Source organism: Microbacterium sp. AG157, from assembly GCF_003385695.1.
Lineage (GTDB): Bacteria > Actinomycetota > Actinomycetes > Actinomycetales > Microbacteriaceae > Microbacterium > Microbacterium testaceum.
This window is the reverse complement of the sequence record NZ_QRDK01000002.1, coordinates 60,562-85,933: the sequence shown is the minus strand read 5'-3', so window position 1 is coordinate 85,933 and position 25,372 is coordinate 60,562. Positions and strand designations below refer to the sequence as shown.

22 protein-coding genes are annotated in these 25,372 nt (G+C 70.3%); 16 read left to right on the top strand and 6 right to left on the bottom strand.

Going from position 1 to position 25,372, the window contains the following annotated elements; translation table 11 throughout:
* Positions 1–80: 80 nt before the first annotated feature.
* The 3 genes from DEU35_RS06245 to DEU35_RS06235 all read left to right on the top strand — a co-directional run bounded on the left by DEU35_RS06245 (position 81) and on the right by DEU35_RS06235 (position 4,517).
* Positions 81–2,597 (top strand): ATP-dependent Clp protease ATP-binding subunit, encoded by a 2,517-nt coding sequence (locus DEU35_RS06245; RefSeq protein ID WP_116238963.1) that lies wholly within the window; start codon positions 81–83, stop codon positions 2,595–2,597.
* A 265-nt stretch (positions 2,598–2,862) separates the two neighbouring features.
* Positions 2,863–3,744 (top strand): LLM class flavin-dependent oxidoreductase, encoded by an 882-nt coding sequence (locus DEU35_RS06240; RefSeq protein ID WP_116238962.1) that lies wholly within the window; start codon positions 2,863–2,865, stop codon positions 3,742–3,744.
* The gene (locus DEU35_RS06235) at positions 3,741–4,517 is read left to right on the top strand and encodes an LLM class flavin-dependent oxidoreductase (protein ID WP_116238961.1); all 777 of its coding nucleotides are present in this window, start codon (positions 3,741–3,743) and stop codon (positions 4,515–4,517) included. The genes DEU35_RS06240 and DEU35_RS06235 overlap by 4 nt, the downstream gene beginning before the upstream one ends.
* 101 nt (positions 4,518–4,618) lie before the next feature.
* Here DEU35_RS06235 and DEU35_RS06230 read toward each other — a convergent pair whose 3' ends face one another.
* Positions 4,619–5,227 carry a TetR/AcrR family transcriptional regulator gene (locus DEU35_RS06230; RefSeq protein ID WP_116238960.1) on the bottom strand — a complete coding sequence of 203 codons (609 nt, stop codon included), beginning with the start codon at positions 5,225–5,227 and terminating at the stop codon, positions 4,619–4,621.
* 22 nt (positions 5,228–5,249) lie between these two features.
* Here DEU35_RS06230 and DEU35_RS06225 point away from each other — a divergent pair, with 22 nt between their 5' ends.
* Together DEU35_RS06225 and DEU35_RS06220 are read left to right on the top strand one after the other, a co-directional pair.
* On the top strand, positions 5,250–6,416 hold the full coding sequence (locus DEU35_RS06225) for a DUF418 domain-containing protein (protein ID WP_258873364.1): 1,167 nt from the start codon (positions 5,250–5,252) through the stop codon (positions 6,414–6,416).
* Positions 6,417–6,511: 95 nt separating this feature from the next.
* Entirely contained in the window at positions 6,512–6,919 is a 408-nt protein-coding gene (locus DEU35_RS06220) for a hypothetical protein (RefSeq protein WP_103206343.1), read from the top strand.
* Between the two features lie 110 nt (positions 6,920–7,029).
* Here the strand turns inward: DEU35_RS06220 and DEU35_RS06215 are convergent, their stop codons facing one another.
* Positions 7,030–8,679 (bottom strand): ATP-dependent DNA helicase RecQ, encoded by a 1,650-nt coding sequence (locus DEU35_RS06215; RefSeq protein ID WP_116238958.1) that lies wholly within the window; start codon positions 8,677–8,679, stop codon positions 7,030–7,032.
* Positions 8,680–8,893: 214 nt separating this feature from the next.
* Between DEU35_RS06215 and DEU35_RS06210 the strand changes: the two genes are divergently transcribed.
* Together DEU35_RS06210 and DEU35_RS06205 are read left to right on the top strand one after the other, a co-directional pair.
* A complete protein-coding gene (locus DEU35_RS06210; protein ID WP_116238957.1) occupies positions 8,894–10,438 on the top strand; it encodes an ATP-dependent DNA ligase in 1,545 nt (514 codons plus the stop codon).
* Between the two features lie 4 nt (positions 10,439–10,442).
* A complete protein-coding gene (locus DEU35_RS06205) occupies positions 10,443–11,069 on the top strand; it encodes a hypothetical protein (RefSeq protein WP_103206346.1) in 627 nt (208 codons plus the stop codon).
* 453 nt (positions 11,070–11,522) lie between these two features.
* Here the strand turns inward: DEU35_RS06205 and DEU35_RS06200 are convergent, their stop codons facing one another.
* A complete protein-coding gene (locus tag DEU35_RS06200) occupies positions 11,523–12,383 on the bottom strand; it encodes an NYN domain-containing protein (RefSeq protein ID WP_103206347.1) in 861 nt (286 codons plus the stop codon).
* 47 nt (positions 12,384–12,430) lie between these two features.
* Positions 12,431–13,414: a Gfo/Idh/MocA family protein gene (locus DEU35_RS06195; protein ID WP_103206465.1), complete on the bottom strand. Its 984-nt coding sequence runs from the start codon at positions 13,412–13,414 to the stop codon at positions 12,431–12,433.
* A gap of 76 nt (positions 13,415–13,490) precedes the next feature.
* Here DEU35_RS06195 and DEU35_RS06190 point away from each other — a divergent pair, with 76 nt between their 5' ends.
* The 8 genes from DEU35_RS06190 to DEU35_RS06155 all read left to right on the top strand — a co-directional run bounded on the left by DEU35_RS06190 (position 13,491) and on the right by DEU35_RS06155 (position 23,433).
* A complete protein-coding gene (locus tag DEU35_RS06190) occupies positions 13,491–14,813 on the top strand; it encodes a M20/M25/M40 family metallo-hydrolase (RefSeq protein ID WP_103206348.1) in 1,323 nt (440 codons plus the stop codon).
* Between the two features lie 274 nt (positions 14,814–15,087).
* The gene (locus tag DEU35_RS06185) at positions 15,088–16,113 is read left to right on the top strand and encodes a LacI family DNA-binding transcriptional regulator (RefSeq protein WP_103206349.1); all 1,026 of its coding nucleotides are present in this window, start codon (positions 15,088–15,090) and stop codon (positions 16,111–16,113) included.
* A 331-nt stretch (positions 16,114–16,444) separates the two neighbouring features.
* A complete protein-coding gene (gene chvE, locus DEU35_RS06180; RefSeq protein WP_103206466.1) occupies positions 16,445–17,548 on the top strand; it encodes a multiple monosaccharide ABC transporter substrate-binding protein in 1,104 nt (367 codons plus the stop codon).
* A gap of 160 nt (positions 17,549–17,708) precedes the next feature.
* Positions 17,709–19,235, top strand: coding sequence for a multiple monosaccharide ABC transporter ATP-binding protein (gene mmsA / locus DEU35_RS06175; RefSeq protein ID WP_103206467.1), 1,527 nt, complete (start codon positions 17,709–17,711; stop codon positions 19,233–19,235).
* Positions 19,222–20,487: a multiple monosaccharide ABC transporter permease gene (gene mmsB / locus DEU35_RS06170; RefSeq protein WP_246077976.1), complete on the top strand. Its 1,266-nt coding sequence runs from the start codon at positions 19,222–19,224 to the stop codon at positions 20,485–20,487. The genes mmsA and mmsB overlap by 14 nt, the downstream gene beginning before the upstream one ends.
* A gap of 140 nt (positions 20,488–20,627) precedes the next feature.
* A complete protein-coding gene (locus DEU35_RS06165) occupies positions 20,628–21,956 on the top strand; it encodes a histidine kinase (protein ID WP_103206350.1) in 1,329 nt (442 codons plus the stop codon).
* Complete coding sequence (locus tag DEU35_RS06160; RefSeq protein WP_116238956.1) at positions 21,944–22,609, top strand: response regulator transcription factor; 666 nt, start codon at positions 21,944–21,946, stop codon at positions 22,607–22,609. The genes DEU35_RS06165 and DEU35_RS06160 overlap by 13 nt, the downstream gene beginning before the upstream one ends.
* A complete protein-coding gene (locus tag DEU35_RS06155) occupies positions 22,606–23,433 on the top strand; it encodes a hypothetical protein (RefSeq protein WP_116238955.1) in 828 nt (275 codons plus the stop codon). The genes DEU35_RS06160 and DEU35_RS06155 overlap by 4 nt, the downstream gene beginning before the upstream one ends.
* On the opposite strand, the gene DEU35_RS06150 is transcribed toward DEU35_RS06155, so the two are convergent.
* Complete coding sequence (locus tag DEU35_RS06150; protein ID WP_116238954.1) at positions 23,412–24,335, bottom strand: EamA family transporter; 924 nt, start codon at positions 24,333–24,335, stop codon at positions 23,412–23,414. The genes DEU35_RS06155 and DEU35_RS06150 overlap by 22 nt on opposite strands.
* Before the next feature lie 40 nt (positions 24,336–24,375).
* Between DEU35_RS06150 and DEU35_RS06145 the strand changes: the two genes are divergently transcribed.
* Entirely contained in the window at positions 24,376–24,873 is a 498-nt protein-coding gene (locus DEU35_RS06145; RefSeq protein ID WP_103206354.1) for a MarR family winged helix-turn-helix transcriptional regulator, read from the top strand.
* 95 nt (positions 24,874–24,968) lie between these two features.
* Here DEU35_RS06145 and DEU35_RS06140 read toward each other — a convergent pair whose 3' ends face one another.
* A complete protein-coding gene (locus DEU35_RS06140) occupies positions 24,969–25,322 on the bottom strand; it encodes an N-acetyltransferase (protein ID WP_258027849.1) in 354 nt (117 codons plus the stop codon).
* Positions 25,323–25,372: the final 50 nt, after the last annotated feature.

Sequence of the window (25,372 nt, the reverse complement as noted above, 5' to 3'; positions counted from 1 at the left end):
GCGCCCACGTTGAAGTTGATGCGACGGCGCTCAAGTAGCAAACTTGAGTGAACCGCACTCACGTATCTCAGGAGACGGAATTGCCCGAAGACTTCACCCCCGGCGACGGCGCCCAGTCGTTCGACGAGTTCCTGGCCCGCTACCTCGCGGGCGAGCAGGCGCGAGCCGAACGCTCGATCGACCTCAGCCGGTTCCTCAGTGCCCGCACGCAGGACGCCCTCCAAGAAGCCGGACGCTACGCGCTCGGGCGCGGCCAGCGTGAGCTCGACGCCCTGCACGTCCTCCACGTCCTCGTCCGGCGCTCGCCGGCCAAGGAGGCCGTCGCGCGCCTCGGCGCCGATCCCGCCGCGATCGCCCGCGCGGCCGAGAGCCGTCTGCCCGCCGCCGCGACCCCCGCGAACGTCGACGGTGCCGTGGTCGCCGGCTCCGTGCAGCGCGCCCTGTTCCACGCGTTCCAGGTGGCACGTGCCGCCGGGTCCACGTACGTCGACCCCGACCACCTCTTCTTCGCGCTCGTGCTCGCCCAGGACGCGCCCGCGGGGCAGATCCTCGCCCAGGCCGGAGTGACGGCCGAGGCCCTCACCCAGGGCGTGCGTGAGACCGTCATGGGCGGTGACGAGACCGAGGTGCCCGCTGAGTCGGCATCCGTCACTCCGAACCTCGACCGATTCGGCACCGACCTCACGGCGCGAGCCGCCGCGGGAGAGCTCGACCCGGTCATCGGTCGCTCCGACGAGATCGAGCAGACGATCGAGATCCTCAGCCGTCGCACGAAGAACAACCCCGTGCTGATCGGCGAGGCCGGCGTCGGCAAGACGGCCGTCGTCGAAGGTCTCGCGCGCGCGATCGTCGCCGAAGAGGTGCCCGAGCAGCTGCGCGAGACCCGTGTCGTCTCGCTCGACCTGGCCGCGATGCTCGCGGGCGCGCGGTACCGGGGCGACTTCGAGGAGCGCCTCACCCAGACGATGGACGAGATCGCGGCATCCGACAAGCTCGTCGTCTTCATCGACGAGGTGCACACTCTCGTCGGGGCGGGCGGGAGCGGCGACGGGTCCATGGACGCCGGCAACATCCTCAAGCCCCGCCTCGCCCGCGGTGACGTGCACCTGATCGGAGCGACCACGCTGCGCGAGTACCGCACGATCGAGAAGGATCCCGCCCTCGAGCGGCGCCTTCAGCCCGTTCGCGTGGGCGAGCCCTCGATCCCGGATGCCGTGGAGATCCTGCGCGGCCTCCGCTCGGCCTACGAGGAGCACCACGCCGTCACGTACACGGACGAGGCTCTGCGGGCCGCGGTCGAGCTGAGCGATCGATACCTTCCCGACCGCGTGCTGCCCGACAAGGCGATCGATCTGATCGACCAGGCCGGTGCCCGCCTGCGGCTGCGCCTGGGCGTCACCGTCGACACCTCCGCTCTGCTGGAGCGCCTCGCGACGCTGGAGGCCGACAAGAATGCCGCGGTCTCCGCCGAGCACTACGAGGAGGCGTCGCGTCTGCGCGACGAGATGGCCGCCGTGCAGCAGCGGCTCGACGAGGCGACGGCCGGCCCCCGCGTCGCCGCCGTCGTCGACGAACCCGAGATCGCCGCGGTGATCAGCCGCGCCACCGGCATTCCCGTTGCGCGACTCACGGTGACCGAGCGCGGTCGCCTCTCCGAGCTCGAGACCGAACTGCACGCCCGCGTGATCGGGCAGGACGACGCGGTCGCCGCCGTCGCCAAAGCCGTGCGTCGCAACCGCACGGGCATGGGAGACGAGAACCGCCCGGTCGGCTCGTTCCTGTTCCTCGGTCCCACCGGCGTCGGCAAGACCGAGCTCGCCAAGGCCCTGGCCGGCTCGCTCTTCGACGACGACGGCGCCGTGATCCGCTTCGACATGAGCGAGTTCGGCGAGCGGCACACGGTGTCGCGCCTGATCGGTGCCCCTCCCGGATACGTCGGCTACGACGAGGCGGGCCAGCTCACCGAGCGCGTGCGACGCAACCCCTATGCGGTCGTGCTGTTCGACGAGATCGAGAAAGCGCACCCCGACGTTTTCACGCTGCTGCTGCAGGTGCTCGATGACGGTCGGCTCACCGACGGACAGGGCCGTACGGTCGACTTCCGCAACACGGTGATCGTGATGACCTCGAACCTGGGCGCGGAGTTCCTGGCATCCCGGTCGGGGGCCATCGGCTTCACCACGACCGACCGCGAGTTCGCCGATGCCGATCTGCGTGATCGCGTGATGGGGAAGCTGCGCGAGGCGATGCGCCCGGAGTTCCTCAATCGCATCGACGACATCGTGCTCTTCCGCAAGCTCGAGAAGGCGCAGCTGCGCGAGATCGTTGGGCTGCTGTTGGGCGCGACCTCGCGGCGCCTGGCGTCGCGCGACGTGTCGCTCGAGGTCACCGATGCCGCCGTCGACCGGCTGGCCGCGGTCGGGTACGAGCCCGAGTACGGTGCTCGGCCGCTGCGCCGGGTCATCCAGCGCGAGGTCGACGACCGCATCGCCGACCTGTTCGTGTCGGGTGAGCTGAGCGACGGGGGAGCGGTGACCGTGGATGCCACCTCGTCCGGCTTCACGGTCGCACCCGTCGTACCGGCTCTCGCCGCGTGACGAGCCCTTCTCGACGCCCCCGGTGCTTCGGTGCCGGGGGCATCGTGGTTCGTGCGGCGAGGGCGATCCGGCCGCGCGCGCCCCGGGGCACGCTTCCCGAGGACGCCTGCGTTCGTCCAGGACGCACGCGGTGGTCATCGATCCGGTACGTGCTCGACGAACGAATGCGGTGTCAACGCGTGTGCGCACCGCCGTCCGCGCCGCGGCGGATGCGATCCGCGCGCCGCCCCGCCCCGATGTCGGAGGTTCGCGGCAGAGTAGAGGCATGAGTCGTATCGGCACGATCTTCAGCCCGTACCCGCATCCGCCCGAGCAGCTCCGCGACGCCGCGCGAGCGGCCGAAGACGCCGGGGTCGAAGAACTCTGGCTCTGGGAGGACTGTTTCCGGTCCTCGGCGTGGGCTGCGGCCGCGGCAGCTCTCGCCGTCACCGATCACCTGCGCATCGGGGTCGGCATCGCGCCCCTTCCGCTCCGCAACGTCGCCGTTTCGGCGATGGAGATCGCCACGATCGAGCGCATGTTCCCGGGGCGCCTCCTGCCGGGCTTCGGTCACGGGGTGCAGGACTGGATGCGTCAGGTCGGGGCCAAGGTCGCCTCCCCGTTGACGCTCATGCGGGAGCAGCTGCCGGCCTTGAGGTCCCTTCTCGCGGGCGAGACGGTCAGCGCAGAGGGGCGTTACGTGAAGCTGCGCGATGTCACACTCGATTGGCCGCCCGCCGCCGCCCCGCTCGTGTACGCCGCCGCCGAAGGGCCGAAGACCCTCGCTCTGGCGGGCGCCGTCGCCGACGGGGTGGTGCTCGACAGCAGACATACCGTCGACGAGATCGCCGCCGCCGTGCGGGCCGTGCGGGCGGGCCGCGCCGAGGCGGGTCGTGAGGGCCGTACCGATGTCGTCGCCTATGTGCTGACGGCCTTCGGCCCCGATGCTCACGAGCGCGCCACAGCGGTGCTCGCCGACCGCGCGGACGCGGCGGATCGCGTTCTCGCGGGTTCGGTGTCAGAGGTCGCCGAGGGGGTCGCGCGTTTCCAGGCTGCGGGCGTCGACGATGTCGTGCTCCTGCCCACCGACGACGTCGACCTCGCCGCCTTCTTCTCCGCGGTGGGCCAGGTCGCGGTGTCCCTGCCGAATGGGGGAGGTGCATCGTGACGCGAGGAATCGTTTCGCTCGGACTCGCTGGATCCCTCGGTCCTGACGCCGTCACGCAGATCGCTCCGGCCGTCGAGAGCGCGGGCTTCGACACCCTCTGGATCAACGACACTCCTGACGGCGACGCCCTCGCCGCGCTCGCCGCCGCCGCGCGCGTCACGGACCGCCTTCGACTCGCCACGGGCGTCGTCCCCGTCGACCGTCGTCCCGCCGACGCGATCGCGGCCGAGGTGGCATCCCTCGATCTTCCGCTGGACCGATTGACGCTCGGCATCGGCTCGGGCATGGCCAAGCAGGGTGCCCTGGCCCGGGTGAGAGATGCCGTCTCGGTTCTTCATGACGCGGGCGTCCCTCGCGTCCTCGTGGGTGCACTCGGGCCGAAGATGCGCCGCACGGGAGCGGAGCTCGCCGAGGGCGTGCTGCTGAACTGGGTCCCGCCGGTCGAAGCCCGCGCTCAAGCCGAGGCTTTGCACGAGATCGCGCCGGCGACGCACATCGCGGTGTACGTCCGCACGGCGATCGTCTCCGCCGCGCGCGAGCGCCTCGATGCCGAGACCGCACGGTACGCGTCGTTTCCGAACTACGCCGCGAATTTCGAGCGGATGGGGGTGGATGCCGCGGACACGACGATCCGTGACGTCGGCAAACTCGCCGACGCGCTCGAGGCCTACACGGCGGCTGCCGACGAGGTCGTCTTGCGCGCAATCGTGCCCGAAGACACCGTCGAGGCCTATATCGAGTTCGTGCGGAGGGCGGCGCCCGCTCCGGGCTGAGGCCAGCGGGCGCGACGCCGCTCGTGCGCGATGGCCACGGCGTCGTCCGCGGTCGCGGAACGGATCTCGGCGGTCGGGCGCTTTCGGGGCACGACGAACGTCTAAGAAGCGGGCGGCGCGGGTCGTGCCTCGAAGGTCTCGAGAATCGCGGAGACGAGGCGTCGCCCGCGGGCAGGCGGCATCCGATCGTCGCCCTCGGCGCCGCGAGCGACGGCGATCCCATCGAGGGCGGCGAGCAGCAGCGCGGCATCGTCGGAAGCGATGTCCGCGTGGGGGTAGGCGTCGGTCATCAAGGTCTGCAGAAACCCTTCTGTCACGCGCCAATCCTTCGCATGGATCTCGCGCACCCGAGGGTCGGTTCCGGCGCGCGAGGCGAAGGACGTCCATACGACCGCGTCGCGCGGGCCGGCATCGCCGAGACAGGCGAGCTCCTCGCAGAACAGCAGGAGGCGTTCCTCGGCCGAGCGCGCGCCGGACAGCGCGGCGCGGATGCGGTCGCGAAACAGCGCGTTCACGGCATCCATTGCTCCGATGATGAGCGCTGCGCGGGTCGGGAAGTGGTGCTGCACCGCTCCGACCGAGACGCCTGCCTCTGCGGCGACTTTCCGCACGCTGAGATCGTCGGCGCCACCTGTCGAGAGCACGCTCAGGACCGCCTCGGCGATCGCGTCTTTGCTGCCGCGAGCGGAGGGAGAAGCGGAGGTAGTCACCGTCGTAGGCTACGGTGAACACGTGAACAATACGAACGTATTGGCCCGAACGGGTCGACTCGAAGCCCTGGACGTGGTGCGCGGCATCGCCATCGTCGGCACTCTCGCGACGAACGTCTGGGTGTTCTCGCATCCCTGGGGCCTGCTGGGCATGCTCAGTGCCCCTGTTCTCCCCGACGAGTCCCGCGGCGAGGCCGCCGCACAGCTCGCGTTGATGGCTGTGGCCCAGGGCAAGTTCCTGGCGCTGCTCTCGCTGACATTCGGCGTCGGACTCGCGATCCAGCACCGTTCCGCGGCTCGGCATCACCGTCGATGGCCCGGGCGATACCTGTGGCGCGCCGCACTGCTCTTCATCGACGGTCTGGTCAACTACGTCCTCATCGCGGAGTTCGATGTGCTCATGGGGTACGCCGTGACCGCGGGCGTGGTGTCTTTCCTCCTCCTTACTCGGCCTCGAGCGCAGCGAGCCCTGATCGTCGCCTTCGGAGCCATCCACATCGCGATGATCACGCTTCTCGTGATCGCACTGACGACTCTTCCGGGGGTGGATGCCGAGGTCTCGCTGCCCGAGGCACGGAGCCCCTACGCGACGGAGTCCTTCTTCGGGCTCGCGGCTTTCCGCCTCGATAACGTCATCGTCTTTCGCGCCGAGCCCGTGCTGATCGGATTCCTGTCGCTGGCGATGTTCCTCGCCGGCGCCGCGCTGTTCCGCGCGGGGGTGTTCTCCGCGGACGGCGCGCGGCTCCGTGCCCGTCTCATGATCATCGGCGCGTGCGCGGTGCCCGTCGACCTCCTCCTCGCGATGTCGGCGTCGTCCGTGGGATTGCTGCTGGAGCGCTACGTCGTGGCCCCCGTGGTGGCCCTCGGCCTCCTGGGGATGGTGGTCGAACTCTGTCTTCGCCGCGGAACGAGCGGATGGTTCGGACGCCGCGCCACCGAGATGGGGCGTGTGGCCCTGAGCGCGTACCTCCTGCAGAACCTCCTGGGTGGAGCGCTCTTCTACGGCTGGGGTTTCGGGCTCGCGTCGTCGCTCTCCGCGTGGCGTGTGCCGGTGACGGTCGCGGCGTTCTTGCTCATCACCGCCGTCGTCGCGACAGCGGCTCACCTGTGGCTGCGTCGATTCGCGGCCGGACCGGTGGAGTGGTTGTGGCGCGCGGCGGCCGACCTCGGCGCGCACGGGCGCGCGTAGTGTGCGCTGTGCCCCTTCCCGCCTGGTCGCCGACCTCCGCGACGATGTCGAGCGCTGACGGCCCCGCCCCCGTACACGGATGACAGACTGACCGAATGCCGCGCCGTACAGGTCTCACCGTCCGCTCCGTCGCCCGCGGGGCGCTGGCCCTCCTGCTCGTCGGGGCGGGGGTCGGTCACCTCACGTGGGGTCGCCGCGGCTACCGGATCGTCGTTCCGGGATGGGCCACGCGACTGCTTCGGACGGACAAGGACGCCATCGTCGTGGCATCCGGAGCCGTCGAGGTCGTCCTGGGCGTCGCCCTCGTCGCCCTGCCGCGCGAGCGCGGACGCGTGGGGGCGGCGATCGCGGCCTTCTTCGTCGCCGTGTTCCCGGGCAACGTGCACCAGTGGCGCACCGGGCGCTCGGCGCCGGGGCTGAATACCGACCGTTCACGGTTCATCCGGCTGTTCTTGCAGATCCCGCTCGTCGCGTGGGCGTGGTGGTCGACGCGGGCGCGCTGACGCCCCCGGAGTGACTCGGGGCGGGTGCGTTGACGTTCCCGCTCCTCCCGGGCGGGGCGTCTCCGCGTCGGGCGGCTTCGGAACGGCGGAACCGCGGCGAACTCCGCGTGCTACGCCGCTTCGCCGAGCTCCAGGATGCCGTTCTCGAACGCCGACCGGGCGAGCACCTTGTACCCGTGGTCGGCGAAGAACACCGTGAGCCGGTCGTCTTCGATCGCCATGGCCGTACCGGAGCCGAACTCGCCGTGCTCGACGGTGGAGTCGATACGGATCCCGTCGTCGTCCGCTGTCGCCGCCGAGTCGTCGGCCGGGGCGACGGTGTCCGTGTCGCACCGGTCGCACGACCCGCACTGCGCCGGGGTCTCGACACCGAAGTACTCGAGCAGGGCCCGCCGACGGCAGTGCGTCGTCTCGGCGTACCCGCGCATGATCTCGATGCGCGAGGCGCGGATGCGCTCCTCGGCCTCATCGCGTTCGCGGACCGCGCCGACCGCGTCGCCCGCCGATACCTTCGACCGTGCCGAGACGCCGTCGGGGCCCGACACGGCGAGCTCGCACGCCACGAGCTGGTTCAGAACCCGGCCGATCGCCCGCACCGAGCGCCCGCTCTCATCGGCGATGTCCTTCGCGCGCAACGGCTTCCCGGTCCGCTGCAGCACGTCCCACACGCCCGCGATGTCGGCGCGCTTGGTGCGGCCGCCGGCGAAGAACGAGCGCAGCGAGAAGTCCTCGGCGCGGTAGTGCAGGATCGCCCGCGCGGGCTGCCCGTCACGCGCTGCACGACCGATCTCCTGCGCGTACGAGTCCAGCGACTCGGTCACGTCGGCGTGCACGACCAGGCGCACGTCGCTCTTGTCGACGCCCATGCCGAACGCCGAGGTCGCCACCACCACGTCGAGGTCTCCCGCGCTCCAGGCGGAGTGCACCTCGTCGCGCTTCTTCTGCGCCATCGCGCCGTGGTACGCCGCGGCCCGAAGGCCCAGCTCCCTCAACTCCTCGGCGTAGGAGTCGGTGCCCTTGCGCGTCGCCACGTAGAGCAGGGCCGGGCCGCCGGCATCCCGGACGTCCGCGATGACGGCGCGACGCTTGTCGGCGTCGTGCTCGTGCCGGCGGACTGCCATGTGGATCTCGGGGCGGTCCATTCCGCGCACCTCGAGGTGGGGCTCGCGCATGCCCAGGCTCGACACGATGTCGTCGCGGACAGGAGCGGATGCCGTGGCGGTCAATGCCAGCACCGGCGGATGGCCGAGTGCGTCGATGGCGTCGCCGATGCGCGCGTAATCGGGGCGGAAGTCGTGGCCCCAGGCCGAGACGCAGTGCGCCTCGTCGATGACGACGAGACGCACGTCGGCCTTCGCGAGCCGGTCGAAGACCTCTGCGTTGGCGAGCTGCTCGGGCGCCAGGAAGGCGTACACGGCGTCGGGTCCCTCGATGGCCGCCCATGCCGCCTTCTTGGCGGCGGCGCTCGTGCGGGAGTTGAGGGCGACGGCCGCCGGGGCGTCGGGGGCCGCGTCGATGGAGTCGATCTGATCGCGCTGCAGGGCGAGGAGAGGTGAGATGACCACGGTCGTCCCGCCCAGTTCGCAGCCCGCGATCTGGTAGACGGCCGACTTGCCGGCTCCCGTGGGGAAGACGACGAGGGTGTCGCGTCCGCTCACGACCGCATCGATGGCCTCGGCCTGACCCGGCAGCAGATCGTCCCATCCGAACACCTCGCGGGCGGTACGAGCGGACTGTTCGAGGGTGGCGGGAGCGTTCACGAGACCTCATTCCTGGGTGGAGGACCCCAGCACACTCCAGACCTCCGACATCGCCCCGGGGGTTGCGAGGTCGAGCCGGATCTGTTCTCCTGACGCCGCGGCCGGAAAACGCCACCGCTTCGGAAGACGCCGTGTCGCTCGCAGATGCATGACACCGCCGCGCGACCCGCACAAGCGTCGGCCCGATGTCGGAAGGGGATGTCAGGATGCCGACATGCTCTTCGGCGACATCGAGACCGCGCTCACAGTGGTGACGAACACGCGCTCGCGTCTGGCCAAGGTCGACGCCCTCGCGACGCTCCTCCGCGGGCTGGACCCGGACGAGATCGAGCCGGCGGTCGGGCTTCTCACCGCCTCACCGCGCCAGGGCCGCCTCGGCGTGGGCTGGCGCACGCTCTCGGCCCGCGACGGTGATCACGCAGACGAACCGGGCCTGACCGTCGGCGACGTCGACGACGCCTTCACGGAGCTGACGCAGGTCGGCGGCGCCGGTTCGGCGGCCGTTCGCACGCGCCTCCTCGACGAACTCGCTTCTCGGGCGACGGCGCCGGAGTGGCATCTGCTCATCCGCATCATGACGGGAGAGATGCGAACCGGTGCCCTCGAGGGCGTGCTGCTGGATGCCGTGGCCCGGGCCTCCGATCGCGACGGTGCCCTGGTGCGCCGGGCCGCCATGTTGTCGGGCGACCTGGGCGAGACGACGCGCATCGCGCTGACGGGCACCGCCGACGACCTCGCGGCGGTCGGCCTCGTGGTCGGCCGCGGCGTGCAGCCGATGCTGGCGTCGACGGCGACGAGCGTCGCCGAGGCGCTGGCCGTCACCGGTCGAGCGTCGGTGGAGTACAAGCTCGACGGGGCGAGAGTCCAGGTGCATCGGCACGGCGGCGAGGTCCGCGTTCTCACCCGCACGCTTGCCGACATCACCCACCGCGTGCCCGAGATCGTCGAGGTGGCTCTCTCCCTCCCCGTCGACGACGTCATCCTCGACGGCGAGACGCTGTCACTCGACGAAGACGGCGGCCCGCGGCCGTTCCAAGACACGATGGCGCGTTTCGGCGCCGAGACCGCGCGGGAGATCGCCCTCCGGCCCTGGTTCTTCGACATCCTCCACGTCGATGGTCGTGACCTCGTCGACGAACCCCTCGCCACCCGTCTCGATGAGCTGCAGCGGGTCGCGGGGGAGCACCGCATCCCCGCCGTGCTCACCGACGACGTCGAGGTCGCCGACGCTTTCGCCCGCGATGCCCTCGCCGCCGGTCACGAGGGCGTGATGGTGAAAGGGCTCGACGACGCCTACACCGCGGGACGTCGCGGCAAGAGCTGGCTCAAGGTGAAGCCGGTGCACACCTTCGACCTCGTCGTTCTCGGCGTCGAGTACGGTTCGGGACGACGCTCGGGGTGGCTGTCCAACCTGCATCTCGGCGCACGCGATCCCGAGGGGCGCTTCGGCGAGCCGGGCGGGTTCGTGATGGTCGGCAAGACCTTCAAGGGCCTGACCGACGAGCTGCTGCGGTGGCAGTCGGCGCACTTCGCCGAACGGCAGACCGGAGAGCTGGCGGGCGGCATCCGCGTGGCGCCCGACACCGTCGTCGAGATCGCGATCGACGGGGTGCAGCGGTCTGTGCGGTATCCCGGCGGCGTGGCGCTGCGCTTCGCCCGCGTGAAGACCTACCGTTCGGACAAGACGGCGGCCGAGGCCGACACGATCGACACCCTGCGCGCGCTGCTGCCCGGCGGCGGAGCGGCGACGGAAGGATGACGCGATGAGTCTTGCCCCCTGGCTCGACGGCGAGCTCGGTTACCGCAGCTTCGGAACCCCGGGCGCCCCGCGCGCCGTGTTCGTGCTCCGCACCGGCGACGTCGCCACCACCGATCCGGATGCCCGCGTCACCTCGGGCTTCGACGTGCGGATCGTCGCCATCGGTCTCGACGCGCCCGAACTGGAGGATCCGCCGGTATTCGGCGGGCAGACACCGGCCGGGCTGACCGTCGAGGCGTTGAAGGCGCTGCTCGAGCGCGAGGCCCTGGGTGCGGCAGTCGGCGTCGTGGGGGAGCGGTCAGCGGGTCCGATCGCGCTCTATCTCGCGGCCGCGATGGGCGGGGTCGTGGACCGCGTCGCGATCGTCGGCGTCCAGAGCCCGACCGATGCGCTGAGTCGCGACCTGCGCACGCCGCTTCTCGACGATCTCGCCGCCGACGTCTTGGTGCTCGTGGGCCAGGACGGCCCGGCGGGACAGGGCGATGCCGCATGGTACGTCGATCGATTGCGGTCGGGCACCGCCGAGGTCGTCCACCCCGACGAGATCGCTTCGGTCAACGGCGAGGTCACGCTCACCTCGGTGTGGTCGCGCGTGCTGACCCACGTCGCCCCCGGGGCCGAGCGCCGCTGACGGCGCGGGTCGTCACCGGCGCGGGACGCCGAACGGCCCGCCCAACCTCTTCGACCCGTTGAGTGTCCAGAACACCCGGACGCCCGTCGAAATCGTCCGGGTGTTTTGGACACTCGACGTGAGGGCGAGTGTGCTCGCGAGGGCGAGGTGCCCGTGAGGGTGAGTGTGCTCGCGAGGGCGAGGTGCTCGTGAGGGCGAGTGTGCTCGTGAGGGTGAGTGTGCTCGCGGCCGTGACGCCGCGGGCCGACCGTGCCCCGGCTGGGGCCGCGCGACCGCGCCTCAGCCTCGCCCGTTCGTGTCCCTTGAGTGTCCAAAACACCCGGACGCCCGTCGAAATCGTCCGGGTGTTTTGGACACTCGACGCGGGCGCCCACGTCTGATCAACCGCGCAGGGCCACTCATCCGCGCGCGGGGCCACGCCCGCCAGCGCGTCGGGTCCGCGCCCGCGCCGCCTCAGCCCCGCGAGACGGCCTTCACCTGAACGACGTTCGACTCCTCGTCGACCTCGACATGGTCGGTCTGCGCTTTGAGGAAGTCCGAGAAGCTGCGGAACCCGAGCGCTTTCTCACTGAACGACGGATCCAGCCGCTTCATCAGGTCTTTCACCGCCGAGGCGTGCAGCCACTCGCCGTCGGCGCGCTCCGCTTCGAGCTGCATCGCGCGCTCGAGCAGGTCGACCGCGGGGTCTTTCGAGCGCTTGCGCGCGCGGGGCCGAGAGGGCGCGGCGTCCTTCTTCGTCTCGGCCAGATTCGGGATGCCGGGGAGCGAGTCGTAGGCGTCGAACCGGTCGCACGCCGCGGCGAGCGACTTCGCCGTCGACCCGGCCACACCGACCCCGACGACGAACCGGCCGAGTCGCTTGCACCGCTGCGCGAGGGGGACGTAGTCGCTGTCTCCGGCGACGATGACCACGTGCGACAGGTCGGGGAGGCGGAACATGTCTTCCACGGCATCCACCGCCAGACGGATGTCGGCACCGTTCTTGGCGTAGGCGGCGGCGGGGAAGAGCTGTACAAGGTCGACCGCGCGCGCCACGAGCTGCGAGCGGTACTCGGCATTGACCGGCGACGACCAGTCGGCGTAGGCCCGGGTGAGCACGAGCGTGCCGAACGATGCGGCATAGTCGATGATCGCGCCGACGTCGATGGTCGCTTTGGTGAGGCGCTCGGCGATCTCGGGGTCGATCGGATTCTCTGCGATCTTCTGCCGATCCCGCGAGTACGCGTTCCGCCCGTGCACGCGGTCGTACCAGGACATCACGATGTTGTCGAAGTCGAGGTAGACGGCGACGCGGGCGGTCTGGGTATCGGGCATGGTTCCAGTCTGACCCGTCCCGGCCGAGAGCGGGTAGCCCTCGCCGCTCACCGCTCGCCGGGATAGACCACGCCGATCTGGCGGCGCACCTCGTCGAGGACCCCCATGATGGCCACGGTCTCATCGATCCCCAGGACGTGATTCGACCCGGCGCCGGCAGCGACGAAACGCTCTGCCGCCTGCGCCTGGAACTGCATTCCGCGCCCCTCGACCTCGGCCGTGAACTCCTCGAGCACGTCTCCGTCGGGGGCGACCACGCGGAACGACGTGGGGGTGTACCAGACGCGGTCGATTTCGATGCGAGCGTCGGTGCCGACGATCTGCGCGGTGTTCAGACCGGCTCCGCGCGACGACGACACCGTGGTCGACAGCGCTCCGCCGGCGTGCACGAATGCGGTCGCCACCTCGGCGTCGCTGCCCGCATCGGACAGGCGGGCGAGAGCGGTGATGCGCTCGGGCAGGCCCAGGACGTCGACCGCGAACGAGATCGGGTAGATGCCGAGGTCGAGCAGGGCGCCGCCGCCGAGCGCGAGATCGTTGAGGCGGTGCGCCGGGTCGGTCGAGATCTTCTGAGTGTGATCGGCCGAGACCACGCGGATCTCGCCGAGTGTTCCGGCGGCGAGGATCTCGCGGATGCGCACCATGTGCGGCAGGTACCGCGTCCACATCGCCTCCATCGCGAGAAGACCCTTCTCGCTCGCCTTGTCACGGATCTGCGCCGCCTCGGAGGCGTTCAGGGTGAAGGGCTTCTCGACCAGCACATGCTTGCCGTGCTCGAGGGCGAGCAGGGCGTTGGCGATGTGGCCGGGATGCGGGGTGGCGATGTAGACGATGTCGACCTCGGGGTCGGCGACGAGCTCTTCGTACGAGCCGTACGCGTGCGCGATGTCGTACTGCGCGGCGAAAGCGCGAGCGCTCTCGATGCGTCGCGAGCCGACGGCGGTGACGTCGAGGCCCGCGGTGCGCAGGTCGGAGGTGAAGGCGTGCGCGATGCCGCCCGTTGCGAGGATGCCCCAGTGCAGTCCGGTCATGCGCTCCACCGTAGCCGCGTCCGCCGACATCGTCCGCCGCGCCCACCCGAGAGATCACACGTTCTAGGCTCGTCGCATGACGCCCGTCGAGCGATTCCGCGAGCTGCTGTCCATCCCGACGGTGTCGCGTGTCGACCCGGCCGAGGTCGACGACTCGGCCTTCGAGGCCTTCCACGCCGCACTCGAGCGGCTGTATCCGCTGATCCACGCGCGGCTCGAGCGAGAGGTCGTCGCGGGGCGGTCGCTGCTCTATCGCTGGGCGGGGGAGCGCCCCGGCGCTCCGCTGGTCCTTCTCGCCCACCAGGACGTCGTCCCCGTCGACGGGCAGGAGTGGCAGCACCCGCCGTTCGCCGCCGACCTCGAGGGCGAGGGCGCCGACGCCACCCTCTACGCGCGCGGCGCGATCGACGACAAGGGCGCTCTCGTCGCCATTCTCGAGGCGGTCGAAGCATTGCTCGCCGACGACATCACCCCGCGAACCGACGTGTGGCTCGCCTTCGGCCACGACGAAGAGACACGCGGCACCGGGGCGCAGGCGATGGCGTCCCTTCTCGCGGAGCGCGGCATCCGTCCGGCCCTCGTGCTCGACGAGGGGGGAGCGGTCGTCGAGGGCGCCGTGCCGGGTGTCAGCGCGCCCACCGCGATGATCGGCGTCGCCGAGCGCGGAGTCGCGACCTTCGACCTCGTGACGCGTGAGGCCGGGGGGCACGCTTCGACCCCGCCCCGCCTGCCCGCGACAGCACGACTCGCTCGTGCGATCGATCGCCTTCGTCGTCGTCCGTTCCCGCGGCGGCTCGTTCCGCCGGTCCGGGCGATGTTGGCCACCGCCGCGCCGCACACGAGGGACCCCCTCTCGACGCTGTTCCACCGCACCTCCGTGTCGGCGCCCGCGGTGACCTTGGCGTTGTCGCTGCTCGGTCCCGAGACGAATGCCCTCGTGCGCACCACCGCCGTCGTCACCCGCCTCGAGGGCTCGACGGGTGAGAACGTGCTCGCCACCTCGGCGCGGGCGAGCGTGAACGTGCGGCTGCTCACCGGCGACACCCTCGCCGATGTCGCGGTCCACCTGCGTCGGGCGGTGGCCGACCCGCTCGTCGACATCGAGATGCGTCACGGCAACGACCCCTCGCCGGTCTCGCCCTGGCAGGGCGCAGCGTGGCGGCGATTGTCGCGGGCGGTCACCGACACCCTCGGTCCTGACACCGTTCCTCTGCCGTACCTGCAACTGGGGGCGAGCGACAGCCGGTTCTACGCCGGGCTCACCGACGCGGTGTACCGCTTCGCCCCGTTCCACCTCTCGCGCGCCGAACGCGACGCGCTGCACGCCCCCGACGAGCGCATCCGCGTCGATGCCTGGCTCCGCGGCATCCAGTTCTACCGGGCTCTGATCGCCTCCTGACCGGGGTCTTCGCGCCGTCGTCCGACTGCTCCCGGGTGGCGCACCCCATCAGAATCGGATGCGGACGCGCGGGCGCATCGGTTCGGATCGTCTGGCGTGGAGCCGGGTCTGTGGCGCCCCGGCAGACGGTGTCGGCGCGGGTGAAACGGCTCTCCCGCCCTGCGCACAGCCGGCCTATCGCGCTGACGTGAGCGCGTTCGGGCGGACCGAGTCGCGTCGGCTATCCTCGTGTGACCGGTCACGCAACAGGGCGCGACCCGCAATGAGGCGGACGATGAGCGACACCGATATCCCGGAGGCGACAGGGCGCGCCCCGAGCATCCGCGATGTCGCGCGGCTCGCGGGAGTGTCGTATCAAACCGTCTCGCGCGTGATCAACAACAGCACGCAGTTGCGCCCCGAGACCGCGGCGAAGGTGCGCTCCGCGATCGCGGAGCTCAAGTTCGTGCCGAATCAGGCCGCCCGGGCTCTCGCCACCAGCCGCTCGCGCCTCATCGGCGTGCTGGGCCCGCGCGCCACGACCCACGGCACCGCGTCGATGGTGCAGGCCATCGAGTCCGCCGCCCGTGCCGCCGGCTACCGCCTCACCGTCACGAATCTCGCGACGAGCGCCCCCGACGACGTGCGTTCGTCGATCGACCACCTCATGCAGCAGTCCATCGAGGGACTCATCGCGGTGGCTCCGCAGACGCGGGTGGTGCCGATCCTCGACGAACTGAAGCTCCCGGTGCCGGTGCAGATCGTCACCTCGACGGGCACGTCGACCACTCACAACGACCAGAGCGCGGGGGCTCGCGCCGCCGTCCGCCACCTCATCGAACTCGGGCACTCGCGCATCCTGCATATCGCCGGTCCACGCGACTGGGTCGAGGCCGATCACCGCATGCGCGGGTATCTCGCGGAGATGGATGCCCACGACCTCTCGCCGAGGCCACCCGTCCTCGGCGACTGGACGGCGCAGTTCGGCTTCGAGGCGGGGTTGGAGTTGCTGCGCACCGAGGATGCCACCGCGGTGTTCGCGGGCAACGACCACATGGCCCTCGGGTTCATGCATGCCGTTCGGGCCATAGGTCGCTCGGTCCCCGAGGACATCTCCGTCGTCGGGTTCGACGACGTCCCCGAATCCGCTCACCTCTGGCCCCCGCTGACGACGGTGCGCCAGGATTTCGTGGGCATCGGCACGCGCGCGGTGAGCGACCTCCTGGCCTCTCTCGGCGAGACGAACGACGATGCACCGGTGGTGGAACCCGATCACCTGCGCCTCATCGTGCGGTCGTCGACGGCCTCTCCGCGGGCCTGAACCGCTCCACGCGCACGTCACGTTTCGGCAACGGCTGAACTCCCGGCGCGTCGAGACTTGACAGTGCCGCCCAGCGGGGAGGTAGCATCACTCACACAATGTGAACGGTCACATGACCGGGTCACACGGCCGACGGGACTCGCTGCGGAGCGGATCCGTCGAGACGAAGACGTTTCGAACGATGCGGATCGCACCGCCTCGCCGAGGGCCCTTCGTTTCGCCCCCGAGGCCGTGCGTCCCGATGTGCGCCGTCCGCACTGCCCGCGGTGGACTCCAGGGGAGACGCCGCGACATACACCCAACGGAGGGAACCAGAGTGAAGAAGCACAGCATGCTCAAGGCGATCGCGGGAGCGGGCGTCCTCGCGCTCGGCATCGGCCTCGCCGGTTGCGCGGGAGACCGCACCGGCGCGGGCAGCGGAGACTCGCAGGAAGCCGGCGGCACCATCGGCGTCGCCATGCCGACGCAGCAGTCGGAGCGGTGGATCGCCGACGGCAACAACGTCAAGTCGCAGCTCGAGGGGCTCGGCTACCAGGTCGACCTTCAGTACGCGAACGACGACATCCCCACGCAGGTCTCGCAGATCGAGAACATGATCACCACGGGCGCCAAGGCCCTGATCGTCGCCTCGATCGACGGCACCACGCTGACCGACGTGCTGCAGCAGGCCAAGGACGCGAACATCCCCGTCATCGCGTACGACCGCCTCATCAACGGCACCGAGAACGTCGACTACTACACGACGTTCGACAACTACAAGGTCGGCGTCCAGCAGGCCACCTCGCTCCTGACCGGACTCGGCGTCCTCGACGCCTCGGGCAAGGACACCGGCGCCGCAGGTCCTTTCAACGTCGAGCTGTTCGCGGGGAGCCCCGACGACAACAACGCCACGTTCTTCTGGAACGGCGCCATGGACACCCTCAAGCCCTACATGGACAAGGGCGTGCTGAAGGTTCCCTCCGGCCAGACCGAGTTCGGCCAGGCGGCCATTCTGCGCTGGCTGCCCGAGACGGCGCAGAAGCGCATGGAGAACATCCTCACCGTCATCGGCGGCACCAAGCTCGACGGTGTCCTTTCGCCCTACGACGGGCTGTCGATCGGCATCATCTCGGCCCTCACCTCGGGTGGCTACGCCGCCAACGCCCTCCCCGTCATCACGGGACAGGACGCCGAGGCCGGCTCGATCAAGTCGATCATCGCCGGTGAGCAGTACTCGACGATCTTCAAGGACACGCGAGAGCTCGCCAAGCAGGCCGTGACCATGGTCGACGACATCCGCAAGGGCGAGAAGCCCGAGGTCAACGACGAGAAGACCTACGACAACGGCAAGAAGGTCGTTCCCTCGTACCTGCTCAACTCGACGATCGTCACCAAGGACAACTACAAGGAAGTCCTCATCGACAGCGGTTACTACACCGAGGCCGACCTGAAGTAATCCCCCGGAGGGGCTCTCCGCCCCTCCGCCCCGCCTCCGCCGCGACCCGCCGGGTCGCGGCGGAGGCTCCCGCGGGTCCGCGGCATCCCGCACCCGCCCCATATTCCGACCGGCCACGAGCCGGTTCTGCAAGGAGGACCTCGTGAGCACCATCCTCGAGATGCGCTCGATCACCAAGGAGTTCCCCGGCGTCATCGCGCTCGCCGACGTGTCGCTGACCGTCGAGCGCGGGACGGTTCACGCCATCTGCGGCGAGAACGGCGCCGGCAAGTCCACCCTCATGAAGGTGCTCAGCGGCGTGTACCCCGCGGGCGATTACCGCGGCGAGATCGTCTTCGACGGCAACACCGTCGAGTTCAAAGACATCCGCGACAGCGAAGCGGCCGGCATCGTCATCATCCACCAGGAGCTCGCGCTGAGCCCCTACCTCTCGATCGCCGAGAACATCTTCCTCGGCAACGAGATCACGAACCGCGGTCTCATCGACTGGGATGCCACCAACCGCGAGGCGGCCAAGCTCCTCGCCCGCGTGGGTCTGGGCGACAGCCCCGACGTTCCCGTCAACGAGATCGGCGTCGGCAAGCAGCAGCTCGTCGAGATCGCCAAGGCACTGTCGAAGGACGTCAAGCTCCTCATCCTCGATGAGCCGACCGCGGCGCTCAACGACGACGACTCCGAGCACCTGCTCGATCTGATCCGGCACCTGCGCGGTCAGAACATCACCTGCATCATCATCAGCCACAAGCTCAACGAGATCCGCGCGATCGCCGACGAGGTCACGATCATCCGTGACGGTCGCACGATCGAGACGCTCGACGTGGCCACCGGCGGTACGAGCGAAGACCGCATCATCCGCGGGATGGTGGGCCGAGAGCTCGAGAACCGCTACCCCGACCGCGACGTCGAGATCGGCGACGAGGTCCTGCGCATCGAGGACTGGAACGTCAGTCACCCGACCGACGCGAGCCGCGTCGTCATCCACCAGGCGAACCTGAACGTGCGCGCCGGCGAGGTCGTCGGCATCGCCGGCCTCATGGGCGCGGGGCGCACCGAGCTCGCGATGAGCGTGTTCGGCAAGAGCTTCGGCTCGCGCATCTCGGGCAACGTCTACATCCGCGGCGAGAAGGCCGACACCTCGACGGTTCCCGCGGCCATCCGCAGCGGACTGGCCTACGTCACCGAAGACCGCAAGGGCGCAGGGCTCAACCTCATCGACACCATCAAGCGGAACATCTCGATCGCCGGGATGCGCAAGCTCGTCAAGGGCGGGTTCGTCGACGGCGACGAGGAGTACCTCGTCGCCAACCGCTACCGCAAGTCGATGAACATCAAGGCGCCCAGCGTCGACGTGGTCGTGGGCAAGCTCTCGGGCGGCAACCAGCAGAAGGTCGTCCTCTCGCAGTGGCTCTACTCCGACCCCGAGGTGCTCATCCTCGACGAGCCGACCCGCGGCATCGACGTGGGCGCCAAATACGAGATCTACACGATCATCAACTCCCTCGCGGCGCAGGGGAAGGGGGTGCTCGTCATCTCTTCGGAGCTGCCTGAGCTCCTCGGCATCTGCGACCGCATCTACACCCTCAGCGAAGGCCACATCACCGGCCAGCTGCCCATCGAAGAGGCCACGCCCGAGGCACTCATGGTGCTCATGACGAAGGAAAAGGAAGCCGACCATGTCAGCGCTTGACAACACCGTGACCCCCCAGGGTCCCGCCACGCCGAAGGGGCCCGTCGGCGGCGGTGCCGGCAACGGCGCCGGCGGCATCGTGCAGTTCTTCACGTCGCGCCTGCGCGAGATCGGCATCTTCATCGCGCTGATCGTCATCGTGCTGCTCTTTCAGGCGCTGACCGGCGGTCGTCTGCTCACCGCGGGCAACGTGTCGAACATCATCGTCCAGAACAGCTACATCCTGATCCTCGCAATCGGCATGGTGATGATCATCATCGCCGGTCACATCGATCTCTCGGTCGGTTCGGTGGCCGCCTTCGTCGGTGCCGTCTCGGGTGTGCTCATCGTCCAGTGGGGCCTGCCCTGGTGGCTGGGGATCGTCCTCTCGCTGCTCCTCGGCGCCGTGGTCGGCATGTGGCAGGGATTCTGGGTCGCCTACATCGGCATCCCGGCGTTCATCGTGACCCTCGCGGGCATGCTGCTCTTCCGCGGTCTGACGCAGATGACCCTGGGCAACACCCAGATCACCCCGTTCCCCACCGAGTACCGTGCCCTCGGCGGCGGCTACCTGTTCCCCGACCTGTTCCCGGCGGCGACGTCGCCGGCCGAGTGGATCACGGTCGCCCTGGGCGTGCTGACCCTCGTGCTCTTCGTCGTCTCGCAGGTGCGTCAGCGTGCCAAGCGCGCCGCGCTCGAGCTGCAGAACGAGCCGCAGGTCGCCTTCCTGGTCAAGCTCATCGGTGGCGGCGCGCTCATCGCCTACCTCACCTACCTGCTGGGCGTCGCCCCCGGCTCGCGCGGCACGCCCATCGTGCTCGTGGTGCTGGCTCTGCTGATCATCGGCTACTCGACGGTCATGAGCCGCAGCGTCTTCGGCCGCCACATCTACGCGCTGGGTGGCAACCGCACCGCCGCGAAGCTGTCCGGCATCAACACCCGTCGCGTCGACTTCATGCTGTTCGTCAACATGGGTGTCCTCGCGGCCCTCGCCGGCATCGTGTTCACGGGCCGACTGAACTCCGCCGGTCCCGGCGCGGGAAACCTCTTCGAGCTGGATGCCATCGCCGCCTCCTTCATCGGTGGAGCCGCCGTCCAGGGTGGTGTCGGCCGCGTGGTCGGCGCGATCGCCGGTGGTCTGGTCATGGGTGTGCTCAACAACGGCATGTCGCTCATGGGCATCTCGACCGACGTGCAGCAGTTCATCAAGGGTCTCGTGCTGCTGCTGGCCGTGGCCTTCGACGTGTGGAACAAGAACCGCACCCGCGGTTGATCCACGCTCGTGCGTGAGACGCCCCGTCGCTTCTGCGGCGGGGCGTCTTCGCGTGTCCGGAACGCTTTTCGGGATAACCCGAAAACGGGCGGGGGCTGACCGGGCGGTGCCGGCGCGAGCGCGCCTCTAGCGTGGAACACATGACCACGGCATCCGTTCTCCCGCCTCCTCCGCCGACGCCCGCGAGCACAGAGCCCGCCCCCGCGGCGGGAGCCGACCAGCCCCTCGCCGCGCGGGTGCGGATCGCCTCGCCGGGCCGCATCGCCGGTGCGGTCGCCCATCTCGCCGCGCTCGGCGTCGTCGGGCCGGGCGTCCTGGGCGGGGTGTTCGGCTTGTTCGGCGCGGGCGTGGGGCTCCTCGCCGCCCTGCTGATCGGCGTGATCGCCCTCGTGGCTCTGGTCTACGTCCTCTTCGCGATCGCGTGGTTCGAGCGCGTCCGCCTCGACGGCCTGTACGGTCTCGGTCTCCCGGCGCTCCGCCCGCGTCGGAGCGCGCGCACGGGCTTCCTCGGCGTGGTGGACACGATCTGGCTGCAGGCGATCGACCCGGGGCAGTGGCGTGCCGTCGCTTCGTTCGCGATCGCGACCATCCTCGGGGTGAGCACCCTCGGGGTCGCGAGCTTCACGGCATGGGGTCTCGCGGTGATGGTGAGTCCCCTTTTCGGCTGGTCGAACATCAATCTGCTCGGACTGCTCCCGCTCTACGGCATCGCCGCACCCCTCGTGGGTCTGCTTGTCTTCGTCGCCTCGCTCGCCGCCGTCGTGGGTCTGGCGGTGCTGCACGGCCTCATCTCCCGCGCCATCCTCGTGCCCTCTCGAGAGGTGCAGCTCGAGGAGCAGGCGCGTGCCTCCGACACCCGCCGCGCGGGCGCCGTCCGAGCGGCCGAGGTCGAGCGCACCCGCATCGAGCGCGACCTCCACGACGGCGTGCAGCCGAGACTCGTCTCGATCGGCATGACGCTGGGCCTCGCCCAGACGAAGATCGACGACGACCCCGAGGCCGCGAAAGCCCTCGTTGCCGAGGCCCACGCCTCGACCAAGTCGGCGATCACCGAACTGCGGCAGCTCGCCCGCGGCATCCACGCCTCCGTCCTCGACGATCGAGGTCTCGACGCTGCTCTTTCGGCGCTCGCGTCGCGGTCCCACATTCCGGTGACCCTCGACGTGCGCCTTCCGCGCCGGTGCTCCCGCCCGGCCGAGGCCGCGGTGTACTTCGTGATCGCCGAGGCCCTGACCAACGCCGCGAAGCACTCCCGGGCGACCGGATGCCGTGTCCTCGTGCGACTGCGAGATGACGCGACCCTGTGGGCCCGGGTCGAAGACGACGGCCTGGGCGGGGCCCGGATCGTTCCCGGCGGCGGTCTGGACGGCATCGTCAACCGCGTCACGGCGGCCGGCGGGACCGCCCGCATCGACAGCCCCCAGGGCGGTCCGACCACGGTGGAGGTGAACGTTCCGTGCGCATCCTGATCTGCGAAGACTCGGTCCTGCTGCGCGAGGGGCTCGTCCGCCTGCTCGCCGACGACGGTCACGAGGTCGTCGCGGCTCTCCCGGATGCCGGGGGCCTCGAGGCCGCGGTCGCGGAGACCGCGCCCGACCTCTGCATCCTCGACGTGCGGCTCCCGCCGACCTGGACCGACGAGGGCATTCGCGCGGCGATCGCGCTGAGGTCCCGGCATCCGGGGCTGTGCGTCCTGGTCCTGTCGCAATACGTCGAGGAGCAGTACGCGAGCGATCTCATCGCCGACGGGCAGGGCTCGCTCGGGTATCTGCTGAAGGACCGGGTCGCCGACGTGCGCGACTTCCTCGACACGGTCGCGCGCATCGCCGGGGGAGCGACCGTGCTCGACCCCGAGGTCGTCGGTCAGCTGCTGGCGCGGCGCCGTCGCGACGAACGGCTGCAGAGCCTCACCGAGCGCGAACGATCGGTGCTCGCCCTCATCGCCGAAGGCCGCTCGAATCAGGCCATCGCGCAGGCGCTCTTCGTCTCGGAGGCCAGCGTCGAGAAGTACATCACCGCCATCTTCACCAAGCTCGGCCTCGAGCAGGACGAGACCGGCAACCGCCGCGTCATCGCCGCCCTCGTGCACCTGGGCCACGATCACACCGGAGCGACCTCATGACCTCGCACGCACCCTCGACCGCGTCGAACCCGGGCTCGCGGCACGGAACGCCCTTCTTCGTCTCGCTCGCCACGATCGTCGTCGGAACGTGCGTCCTCGCCGGCACCGTCGTTTCGGCGGGAGTGAGCGCGGCGGCCACCCTGCGCGACAGTGGGCGCGCGTACGCGGCGAGCGAGACCTCGACGACCGGGATCACCGCGCTCGATGTCGACGTGGCCGGCGGCTCGCTCACGATCGCCTACGGCGACGTGTCGGAGGCGCAGCTCGACGTCGACGGGGGTGGGACGGGTGATTGGACCTTCGAACGCGACGGCGCCACGCTGCGGGTGAGCTCCCCGCAGCCGAACGTCATCGGGTGGTCGACCAGCGCGGGGTCGGCGACCCTGCTGCTCCCGCGGCTGTCGACCACGACGAACCTCGACGCGCGCATCGAGGTCGCCGGTGGCGCCCTCGCGCTCGACGCCGACTTCGACTCACTCTCCGTGCAGCTCGCCGGGGGCGACGTGGATCTCGCCGGTGACGTGCGCACGGTCTCCGTCTCCGTTTCGGGCGGCGCGGCTTCGGGCACGCTCACCGGGGTCGGGGACGCGACGTTCGAGGTCGCGGGAGGCAGTCTGGCCACGACGGTGCAGGGCGATGCCCCCGCGCGCACGAAGGTCACGGTGACGGCCGGATCCGCCGACATCACCCTGCCCGACGATGAGTACAACGTCACGACCGACAGCGGCCTCGGCCGAGTCGACAACCGCTTGCGCACCTCGAGCTCGGCGACCGCGGTCGTCGACGTCGAAGCAGCGCTGGGTCAGGTATCGCTGCGGTCGTAGCGCCGTTGCGCAGGGTCGGGCCTCTCGCCCGGGGCTCCCCGGGGCGGCAGATTGCGGCTCCGCGCCCGGCTCGACACGGCGATCGCGACGAGGACGAGCACGATGCCCAGCGCCTGCGGCGTCGCGAGCGATTCGCCGCCCACGGCCACCCCGAGCAGCACCCCGGTCACCGGGTTCAGCAGACCGATGAGTCCCACGGTGCCCGCGGGCAGGTGCCGGAGTCCGGTGAACCAGCACACGAACGCGACCGCCGTCGCGATCACCGCGATCCCGACGTACGCGGCGAGGCCCGTGGCATCCACGGTCGGAGGAGCACCTTCGACCATCACGGCGACGGCGACCAGGGCGAGACCGCCCGCGGTCAGCTGCCACGACGTGGTCGCCAGGAGGGGCGTGTCGTCTTTCCAGCGGGTCGTGAGGATCGCACCCAGCGATGACGCCAGAAGAGCGACGGCGGATGCCACGACCCCCGCGAGCGGAACGGCTCCGGTGCCGAGGCCGACCACGAGAGCGACCCCCGCGAGGCCGAGGGCTGCGCCGACGGCCCAGCGCGCCGTGGGGCGCTGAGCGAGCAGGGGCCACGCGAGTCCGGCGAGGGCCAGCGGGGCGAGGGCCATGATCGAGGCGGCGATCGACGACGGCAACAGCTGCGCCGCGACGTAGACGAGCACGAAGAAGGCGCCGAAGTTCAGCATCCCGAGCACGGGCGCCTTCCACCACCACGCCCCTCGGGGTCGGCGTCGCGCGAGCGCCCACAGCAGCAGGCCCGCCGGCAGGGCGCGCAGAGCGGCACCCCACAGGGGTGCGTCGGCCGGCAGGAGGTGTCGCGTGACGACGTAGGTCGCACCCCACGCGATCGGCGCGACGGCGGTGACGGCGACGATGCGCCATTTAGCTTCCATGGAAGACAGTGTACTTTCCGTGGAAGATAGAGTGGATGCCATGACCCCGACGACCGATCGCGTCGACGCCCTCACGGCGCAGTGGCAGGCCGAACGCCCCGACATCGACGTCTCACCGATGCAGGTGATCGGACGCCTGCACCGTCTCGCCGATCACCTGCGCGACGAGCTGCTCGCCGTCTACCGCCGCTACGGTCTCGGCGAGGGGGAGTTCGACATCCTCGCCGCTCTTCGCCGCGCGGGGGAGCCGTTCGCCGCGGCGCCGGGCGAGCTCGCGCGCCACACGATGGTCACCAGCGGGGCGGTGACCAAGCGCGTCGATCGACTTTTGGCATCCGGTCTCGTGGTGCGCGATGACGACGCCGACGACGGGCGCGCGCGGGTCATCCGGCTGACGCCGGCCGGACGCCGCGTGATCGACGAGGCGTTCACCGCCCACATGGCCAACGAGCAGCGTCTGCTCGCGGGCCTCGACGCCGAGCAGCGTCGCGCGCTCGAGGCGCTGCTGCGTGCCTGGGGTGCGTCGCTCGGAGTGTGAGTCAGGCGGGCGACGCCACGTCACGAAGGGCGCGCCGGCGCGGCTCCCGCCGACCAGCGTGACGCGCCCAGGACGCTGCTTCGTGCCTGGGGCCGTCACTCGGCGTCTGACTCAGGTGGCAGTCGCCACGTCACGAAAGGAGTGTCGGCGGGGCCGGGTCGGGTCTGATCGCTGGGGACCCAACCGCGCCGGCGGTAGAACGCCTTGGCGCGTTCGTTGCGGTCCCAGACCTCGAGGCGGGCGGCGCGCCCCCGGCATTCCGCGACGAAGGACACGTACAGCGTCTCAGCGACACCGGTCCCGAACCGCCCAGGCTCTATGTACAGGCCCTGCAACTCCACCTCGTTCGCCGCGGCGGCCCGTCGCAGGCAGCAGAAGCCGATGATGACCTCGTCAACGATCGCGCACAGAACGAGAGCGTCGTGCTCTGTGACGAGGCGTCGCCACATCGGGCGGCGGTCGTGCCCCGCATCCTCCGCGGAGAGCGAGTCGCCATAGT

Bases quoted from the DNA above. Each gene is read 5' to 3' on its own strand.
- DEU35_RS06240 (WP_116238962.1), top strand. From the start codon at position 2,863: ATGAGTCGTATCGGCACGATCTTCAGCCCGTACCCGCATCCGCCCGAG.
- DEU35_RS06220 (WP_103206343.1), top strand. From the start codon at position 6,512: ATGCCGCGCCGTACAGGTCTCACCGTCCGCTCCGTCGCCCGCGGGGCG.
- DEU35_RS06210 (WP_116238957.1), top strand. From the start codon at position 8,894: ATGCTCTTCGGCGACATCGAGACCGCGCTCACAGTGGTGACGAACACG.
- DEU35_RS06205 (WP_103206346.1), top strand. From the start codon at position 10,443: ATGAGTCTTGCCCCCTGGCTCGACGGCGAGCTCGGTTACCGCAGCTTC.
- DEU35_RS06200 (WP_103206347.1), bottom strand. From the start codon at position 12,383: ATGCCCGATACCCAGACCGCCCGCGTCGCCGTCTACCTCGACTTCGAC.
- DEU35_RS06195 (WP_103206465.1), bottom strand. From the start codon at position 13,414: ATGACCGGACTGCACTGGGGCATCCTCGCAACGGGCGGCATCGCGCAC.
- DEU35_RS06190 (WP_103206348.1), top strand. From the start codon at position 13,491: ATGACGCCCGTCGAGCGATTCCGCGAGCTGCTGTCCATCCCGACGGTG.
- DEU35_RS06185 (WP_103206349.1), top strand. From the start codon at position 15,088: ATGAGCGACACCGATATCCCGGAGGCGACAGGGCGCGCCCCGAGCATC.
- chvE (WP_103206466.1), top strand. From the start codon at position 16,445: ATGCTCAAGGCGATCGCGGGAGCGGGCGTCCTCGCGCTCGGCATCGGC.
- mmsA (WP_103206467.1), top strand. From the start codon at position 17,709: ATGCGCTCGATCACCAAGGAGTTCCCCGGCGTCATCGCGCTCGCCGAC.
- mmsB (WP_246077976.1), top strand. From the start codon at position 19,222: ATGTCAGCGCTTGACAACACCGTGACCCCCCAGGGTCCCGCCACGCCG.
- DEU35_RS06165 (WP_103206350.1), top strand. From the start codon at position 20,628: ATGACCACGGCATCCGTTCTCCCGCCTCCTCCGCCGACGCCCGCGAGC.
- DEU35_RS06155 (WP_116238955.1), top strand. From the start codon at position 22,606: ATGACCTCGCACGCACCCTCGACCGCGTCGAACCCGGGCTCGCGGCAC.
- DEU35_RS06150 (WP_116238954.1), bottom strand. From the start codon at position 24,335: ATGGAAGCTAAATGGCGCATCGTCGCCGTCACCGCCGTCGCGCCGATC.
- DEU35_RS06145 (WP_103206354.1), top strand. From the start codon at position 24,376: ATGACCCCGACGACCGATCGCGTCGACGCCCTCACGGCGCAGTGGCAG.
- DEU35_RS06140 (WP_258027849.1), bottom strand. From the start codon at position 25,322: ATGTGGCGACGCCTCGTCACAGAGCACGACGCTCTCGTTCTGTGCGCG.